Annotated in this window: 7 protein-coding genes and 1 tRNA gene; 2 read left to right on the top strand and 6 right to left on the bottom strand. The window is 59.4% G+C overall.

Features of this window, described 5'->3' with window-relative positions; translation table 11 throughout:
• Nucleotides 1-344 precede the first annotated feature (344 nt).
• From murA to IM764_RS10255, 4 genes are all read right to left on the bottom strand, one after another.
• Nucleotides 345-1601 carry a UDP-N-acetylglucosamine 1-carboxyvinyltransferase gene (gene murA / locus IM764_RS10270; protein WP_099298046.1) on the bottom strand — a complete coding sequence of 419 codons (1257 nt, stop codon included), beginning with the start codon at nucleotides 1599-1601 and terminating at the stop codon, nucleotides 345-347.
• 94 nt (nucleotides 1602-1695) lie between these two features.
• The gene (gene ramA / locus IM764_RS10265; protein WP_099298047.1) at nucleotides 1696-2550 is read right to left on the bottom strand and encodes an acetate metabolism transcriptional regulator RamA; all 855 of its coding nucleotides are present in this window, start codon (nucleotides 2548-2550) and stop codon (nucleotides 1696-1698) included.
• 261 nt (nucleotides 2551-2811) lie between these two features.
• Entirely contained in the window at nucleotides 2812-3426 is a 615-nt protein-coding gene (locus IM764_RS10260) for a DUF2505 family protein (RefSeq protein ID WP_099298048.1), read from the bottom strand.
• Between the two features lie 100 nt (nucleotides 3427-3526).
• A complete protein-coding gene (locus IM764_RS10255) occupies nucleotides 3527-4312 on the bottom strand; it encodes an enoyl-CoA hydratase-related protein (protein ID WP_194187735.1) in 786 nt (261 codons plus the stop codon).
• Nucleotides 4313-4539: 227 nt separating this feature from the next.
• On the opposite strand from IM764_RS10255, the gene cysK reads away from it, so the two are divergent.
• Nucleotides 4540-5475, top strand: a complete 936-nt coding sequence (gene cysK / locus IM764_RS10250; protein WP_099298050.1) for a cysteine synthase A — start codon at nucleotides 4540-4542, stop codon at nucleotides 5473-5475.
• A gap of 165 nt (nucleotides 5476-5640) precedes the next feature.
• Nucleotides 5641-6225: a serine O-acetyltransferase EpsC gene (gene epsC / locus IM764_RS10245; protein WP_099298051.1), complete on the top strand. Its 585-nt coding sequence runs from the start codon at nucleotides 5641-5643 to the stop codon at nucleotides 6223-6225.
• Here the strand turns inward: epsC and IM764_RS10240 are convergent.
• Both IM764_RS10240 and IM764_RS10235 read right to left on the bottom strand, forming a co-directional pair.
• Nucleotides 6222-6500, bottom strand: a complete 279-nt coding sequence (locus tag IM764_RS10240; RefSeq protein WP_194187734.1) for a GNAT family N-acetyltransferase — start codon at nucleotides 6498-6500, stop codon at nucleotides 6222-6224. The two genes, epsC and IM764_RS10240, sit on opposite strands and share 4 nt — an antisense overlap.
• 187 nt (nucleotides 6501-6687) lie before the next feature.
• A tRNA-Phe gene (locus IM764_RS10235) sits at nucleotides 6688-6763 on the bottom strand.
• Nucleotides 6764-6848 lie beyond the last annotated feature (85 nt).

Genomic DNA, 6848 nt, shown 5'->3' with positions numbered 1-6848 from the left:
CAAAAAATAACTTGGTTCATCACGCTATTGAGTTCTCAAACATCATATGCACACACCAACACTCACACACTCAAAGTGTGCTGGTCGCTGTGACGGATTTCCGAGTCTATCCACAAAGTTACTGAAAAGCAAAATCTTCGTGAACTCTTTATCTTCCACGCGCTCTCGGACACAACGCTGAAAAAATTCAGACTGTGAAAGAAAAGGGATTTGTCAGGGCCTGTTGTCCTGCCAACCACTGACTCGCAGTGGCGGTGTCGGTCGCGCTGACTTGAATAAATGTACACACCACCCCGAACGAACACAACCCCGCAGGTCACACCAGCAAAACGCAAGACCGAAAGCTACACAGACTTGCGCTCCACGCGCGCGCCCAGCGCATTGAGCTGCTGATCGAAGCCTGGGTATCCCCTATCTACGTGATAGACATCGTGGACTTCAGTCACTCCATCGGCGATCAGCCCGGCCAGCACCAATCCAGCACCCGCGCGGATATCGGAACTCCACACCGGTGCCGAGGAAAGTTCACGTCCGCCACGGATCACTACATGATGGCCATCAATAGACGCGTCCACTCCCAGTCGCATCATCTCGTCCACGAAGCGGAACCTAGACTCAAAGATGTTCTCCGTAATCACGGACATTCCCTCACTGGCTGCACACAGTGCGATAGCTAGAGGCTGCAGGTCCGTCGGGAAACCTGGGAAAGGCAGAGTTTGGTAGTCCACCGCAGTCGGTTGCCTGTCTTGCACCACGCGGAAGCCACTGGGGTATGTCTCCACCTGCGCGCCTGCCATCTTTAGCTTGCCCAGCACCAAGTGCAGATGAGCAGGATCAATTCCGCCCACTGTGATATCGCCGCGGGTAATCGCTGCGGCGTATGCCCACGTGCCGGCGACGATTCGGTCACCCACTACCTCGTGTTCCACGGGGCTCAAGTGATCCACGCCGTGCACGGTAATGGTGTTGCTTCCGGCTCCCTCTACCTGTGCTCCCATCTCGATGAGGAAGTTGCACAGGTCAACGATCTCCGGCTCCCGCGCTGCGTTGTCCAGCACTGTCGTTCCTTCAGCAAGTACCGCCGCCGTCAGGATGTTTTCCGTCGCACCCACGGAAGGAAAGTCCAACTTGATGGTCGCGCCACGTAGGTACTCTACCTCTGCCACCACACAGCCGTGTTCGATGCGGGTGGTCGCTCCCATACGCTCCAGCCCGCTTTGGTGCATATCCAATGGACGGGATCCAATCGCGTCACCGCCCGGTAGCGCCACTCGCGCCTTGTGTCGACGAGCAGTCAACGGCCCCAGGACTGCCACCGACGCACGGAACTGGCGTACCGCGTCAAAGTCCGCATTGTATTCCACCACTTCCGGAGTGGAGATCCGCACAGTATCCCCAGACAGTTCCACCTCACAGCCGAGGCCGCGCAACACATCAGCCATATAACTGACGTCCGCGATGTCCGGACAGTTGGTCAAAACCGTTGTGCCGGGCGCCAACAATGCGGCAGACATCAACTTCAGCACGCTGTTCTTCGCGCCAGCTACCTTGACGGCGCCATGCAGGCGCGCCCCTCCATGAACTAGAAAGCTATCTTTCACACGTCCCACCCTAGCCAGAAAGGAGTACAGATTTCATGCGAGACACCACCCGGTCGGAACCGTGGTGGCGTCGAGAAAAAAGAGACCGAGGGGATCAGGGCAGCGCACCGATACGCCGCGCAGCATTCACGGCCTCGTAACGGGTGTGTGCTCCGAGCTTGCGCATGACAGAGCGCAGGTAACTTTTGACGGTCTCGGCGCCAATTCCCATCTCCGCGGCGGCTTCAACGTTGGTGTGCCCCAGTGCGACGCAAGCCAAAACGTCGAGCTCACGGGCGGAAAGCTTGGTGGTCTGCTTGACGCGAACCGGGGAAACCATCTGATCGCACAGCACTTCGAGGTCGCGGCGCAGGCTTTCATCGTTGACGCGGTTGGCCAGCATCCGCAGCTTAGAGTGCGTAGCGCGCACCTGCTCCCACTCCGCGCCGGACATGGAGCGCACTTGCTTGACCCCCGTGCCAGAGGCTGCACCTCGGGCACCTCCGGAACGGCGCAAGGCCTCGTTGATCGCGAATTCCTGCTCGAGACAGCGGGCGGTCATGGTGACTTCCTCGAGGACCTTGTCCCCCATCCTCGCCCGAGAATGAACGCCGGCGTACAAAACGCCCTTGACCTCGCGGCTCACGATGACGGGGACTGCCACGATGCTGTGCATTCCCTCGTCGCGGATCTGCCGGTCGAAATCATGAGAGATGGACTTGGCCCGCGTGTAATCAGAAACGCCTACTGGGCGACGGGTCTGCACCACGCGTCCCCCCACGCCGAGTCCTGGTGCGATCTCCAGGTTGTGCAGCGCCGGAGTGCGAAGCCCGACCCAGTTGGTTATGCGCAACTTGCCGTCCGGAAAAGTTGCTGCGTACATGGTCGCTGGAATGCCCGTAGCATTCTTCAACGAATTCAGCGCGTTGTAGATCGCGTCTTCGTCATCACGATGGCGCTGCTGCTCCACGGACTCACTCCCTTTACAGGTTTTCCGGGCTGGCCCGAAAAATATCTCAGATCCTCTAGGCGCAGGTCAGAAGTATTGGTAATCAACCTGACCACTGCTCGGCGACCCACTTTGTGGGACACCTACCTGGGGGATATCAATCGTCTGGGTGACATGTCTGAGGTGAGTATAAACCACCCCCCGAATACCCCCAAAACTCACATCCAAGTTTGCCTCGCCGTGCAAGCATGCCGGGATGAACGGGAAAGCATAAAGTGCAGGTCAGGATTGATTAGGGCCCGTCTCGTCAGTGGGAAATGTCACTAGCCGCTCGGCCCGTCGCAGACCCTTGCCCACAGATTCCTCAGAATTTCCCAGCAGGTGCTTAGCCAACTTCGGGCCAATGATCGGAATGCTAGTGTCGACCCGCATTTCTACGTCTACGTCACTGCCCGTTCCAGCGTCATCGGGGCGAACATCCATGTCCGTAAACACCGTGCCCATGCGGCCTGGCAGCGGCATGATGGTGGCGAATCGGAAGTTCAGTCCCTTGCGGTCTTCTTCTATCGGCGAGACGGTTGTGGTCTGCTCGACGTGCATTTCGTTTGGTTGGGATGCAGCTGGTTCGCCATTATTTTCCACGCCAACCTCGTCGCCGCCCGCCGCTTCAGCCTCCGGCTGCTCGGCAGCTCCTGCAGCTTTGACCTGGCTAGCCATATGCACGCGGGCAGTGACCGTGCCATCGTCTCGAACGCTCTGCTCAGCGTCCACCACGCGGGAGTTTCCAGGATTTTCAATGCCCTCGTTGGTCAGCAAGTAGCGCTCTGAGGTGAGCACCGCGTGCAACTCCTGAATGGGCAGGGCACTGTGCAGGGTGAACTTTTTCTTCTTTGCCATGGGTTTCAGTCTGCCACGACAGTCCGTCTCCCATGGCTCAACCTTTCACTCAACTCTAAATTAGGGCAGTTCAAAGGCCCTATCAGCGGCAAGTGGCAGGTTAGCAATTCTTCCACTCTGGCTTGCGCTTGTTCACGAAGGCATCCATTCCCTCGGACTGATCCTCGGTGGCAAACAGAGCCCAGAAAGTATCGCGCTCGGTCGCGACACCCTGGGTCAGCGTGGTTTCGTATGCGGCATCCACCATCTTCGTGGCGGCAGCGGTGGCCACCTGAGACATTCCTGCCACCTTCTGGGCGACCTTGGCCACTTCCTTCTGGAAGCCCTCCACTGGAAGCACGCGGGATACCAGGCCACTGCGCTCGGCTTCCTCTGCATCCATGGTGCGTCCGGTAAGGATCAGATCCATGGCCTTGTACTTGCCCACCGCGCGGGTCAGGCGCTGCGTGCCACCCATGCCTGGGATGATGCCCAACGTGATCTCTGGCTGTCCGAACTTCGCGGATTCGCTGGCCAGCAGGATGTCGCCCAACATGGCCACCTCGCAGCCGCCGCCCAGCGCGTAGCCGGACACTGCGGTGATCAGCGGAGTTTCCAGCTTCGCCAAGCGCTCCCAATCCTCAAACATCCGCTCCATGCGGATGCCTGGGTAGGACTTGGTCTGCATTTCCTTAATATCGGCGCCCGCGGCAAACGCCTTCTCGCTGCCCGTCAGCACAATCGCGCCGATGTTCTCGTCAGCGTCGAAGCCCTCGGCAGCGGCCACAACCTCCTCGAGCACTTGGCTATTCAAGGCATTCAATGCCTTGGGGCGGTCGATGGTGATGGTGGCTACTGCGCCCTCTACGGATGTCTGAATGGTTTCAAAGCTGCTCATGGGTGCCATTGTCCACGTCCTGCACGTCGTTTCGCCACCTTTTGAACATTCTAACCCCTTAGGGCCAATGGACGGTAGTGGAAATGCGCTGGAGATTGGCGTCGAAAAGAAGAAAAAGATTGGGGTTCGAAACCAGGTGGACGAACACGAGACGGTGGGGGTAGACTCGTTTCCATACCCAAGTAGACCGAACGGTCTACACGATGATGCTGATGCAGTAAGGAGCACGCACGCTCATGGCTAAGATCTACGAAAACCTCACTGACCTCATTGGAAACACCCCACTGGTGAAGCTAAACAAGCTCACCGAGGGACTAGGCGCAACTGTTATCGCCAAGCTAGAGGCCTCCAACCCCGGCAACTCCGTCAAGGACCGCATCGGCGTAGCCATTGTGGAAGCCGCCGAGAAGGACGGCTCCCTCAAGCCCGGCGGCACCATCGTCGAGGCAACCTCCGGCAACACCGGCATCGCCCTGGCCATGGTCGGCGCAGCACGCGGCTACAAGGTCATCCTGACCATGCCAGAGACCATGTCCACCGAGCGTCGCGTCATGCTCCGCGCACTCGGCGCAGAGCTGGTTCTCACCCCAGGCACCGGCGGCATGCAGGGCGCCGTGGACAAGGCCAACGAGATCGTGGAATCCACCGAGAACGCCGTGCTCGCACGCCAGTTCTCCAACCCAGCCAACCCGGGAATCCACTACAACACCACCGGCCCAGAGATCTGGGCTGACACGGACGGCGACATCGACATCTTCGTCGCCGGCGTGGGCACCGGCGGCACCGTTTCCGGCGCTGGCAAGTACCTCAAGGAGCAGAAGGAAGGCCTCGAGGTCGTCGGCGTGGAACCAGCCGATTCCCCACTGCTGTCCGAAGGCCGCTTTGGACCACACAAGATCCAGGGCCTGGGCACCAACTTCTTCCCAGACAACCTGAACCGCGACATTCTGGATCGCGTCCACGATGCGCCACTCGATGAGTCTATCCGCGTGGCCCGCGAACTGGCCGTGCAAGAGGGCATCCTCGCCGGCATCTCCTCCGGTGCCGCCGTATGGGCCGCACTGGAAGAAGCCAAGAAGCCCGAGAATGAAGGCAAGACCATCGTGGTCATCGTTTGCGACTTCGGCGAGCGCTACGTCTCCACTGTGCTGTTCGAAGACCTGCGCGATTAATCCCCTGCCGCCAGGCACAAGGCAGTAATCATACTCCCCCGCTATTCACCCCAACAATCATTGCAGGGAATAGCAACGCGCTACTTATCCTTCAATTGGTTAAGTAGCGCGTTAGTCTATGTAAGGCTGCAGGAGACTACGCTGTGGCATGAAAGAGGTATTCACGTGAGCATCCTGGGGCTTCTCCGCGAGGATCTGAACAATGCACGCTCCCACGACCCAGCCGCCCGCGGCGACTTGGAAAACGCACTGGTCTACTCCGGTCTGCACGCCATTTGGTCGCACCGCGTTTCGCATTCCCTATGGGAGCGCGGCCACCGGGCTCCTGCGCGCATCTTGAGCCAGCTCGCCCGCTTCTTCACGGGCGTGGAGATCCACCCCGGAGCCACGATCGGCCGTCGCTTCTTCATCGACCACGGCATGGGCGTGGTCATCGGTGAGACTGCAGAGATCGGCGATGATGTGATGCTCTATCACGGCGTGACCCTCGGCGGCTCCGAGCTGGTACAGCGCAAGCGCCACCCCACCCTCGAAGACGGCGTGATGGTGGGTGCGGGCGCTAAGGTGCTAGGCCCCATCACCATCGGCGCCGGCTCCGCGATCGGCGCAAACGCCGTGGTGACCAAGGATGCCCCTGCGAATTCGATCCTCACGGGTATCCCAGCCAAGATCCGCCCGCGCAAGCCGGATCAGAACACCCCGCTGGTGGATGCCGTCAAATACGTTGACGACATGCAGAACAACATTTAAGCCAGCAGGTCTTGGTACTCCGGGTTCTTCTCCACGAACCCAGCCACTGCCGAGCAGGTGGCCTTGATCTTCATGCCCTCTTCATGCGTGGCATCCAGTGCCTCCGTAATCAGCGGCCTGGACAGGCCCTGCCCACGGAAATCGGAATCCACCACCGTGTGGTTGAAATCCCGCACATCGCCCTCTGGAGAGTCAACGAACGCCGCGAAGCCGGCCTCCTGGCCATCGACCTCGATGACGAAGCGGTCAATCTTCTTGCGCACTGATTGTGCCATGGTGTGAACCTTCCTTTTTCCTTATTCATCCGACGCCAAACGCGAGTCTTTCGACCGCCTCTGTCAGCATTCGTTTGCTGAGTGTCGGTGTCAGGTTCCCCAGTGTAGCTACGAGCCGGGACACTCCGGGCGAGCTGAATGCAAAAATCCCCCAGCCGCGAAGGCTGGGGGATTTTCTTAACCACTATGGTGGCCAGAGCCGGGATCGAACCGGCGACCTTTCACTTTTCAGGCGAACGCTCTACCGACTGAGCTATCTGGCCGCGAACTCATCCATGACAGATGAATCCGACGCGACCCTGACGGGACTTGAACCCGCGACCTCCGCCGTGACAGGGCGGCGCGCTA

Origin of the sequence: Corynebacterium sp. ED61 (assembly GCF_015233855.1) — a bacterium.
In the GTDB taxonomy this organism is placed as follows: Bacteria; Actinomycetota; Actinomycetes; order Mycobacteriales; family Mycobacteriaceae; genus Corynebacterium; species Corynebacterium dentalis.
Note: the sequence above shows the minus strand (reverse complement) of the source record. Positions and strands in the feature narration are given on the sequence as shown.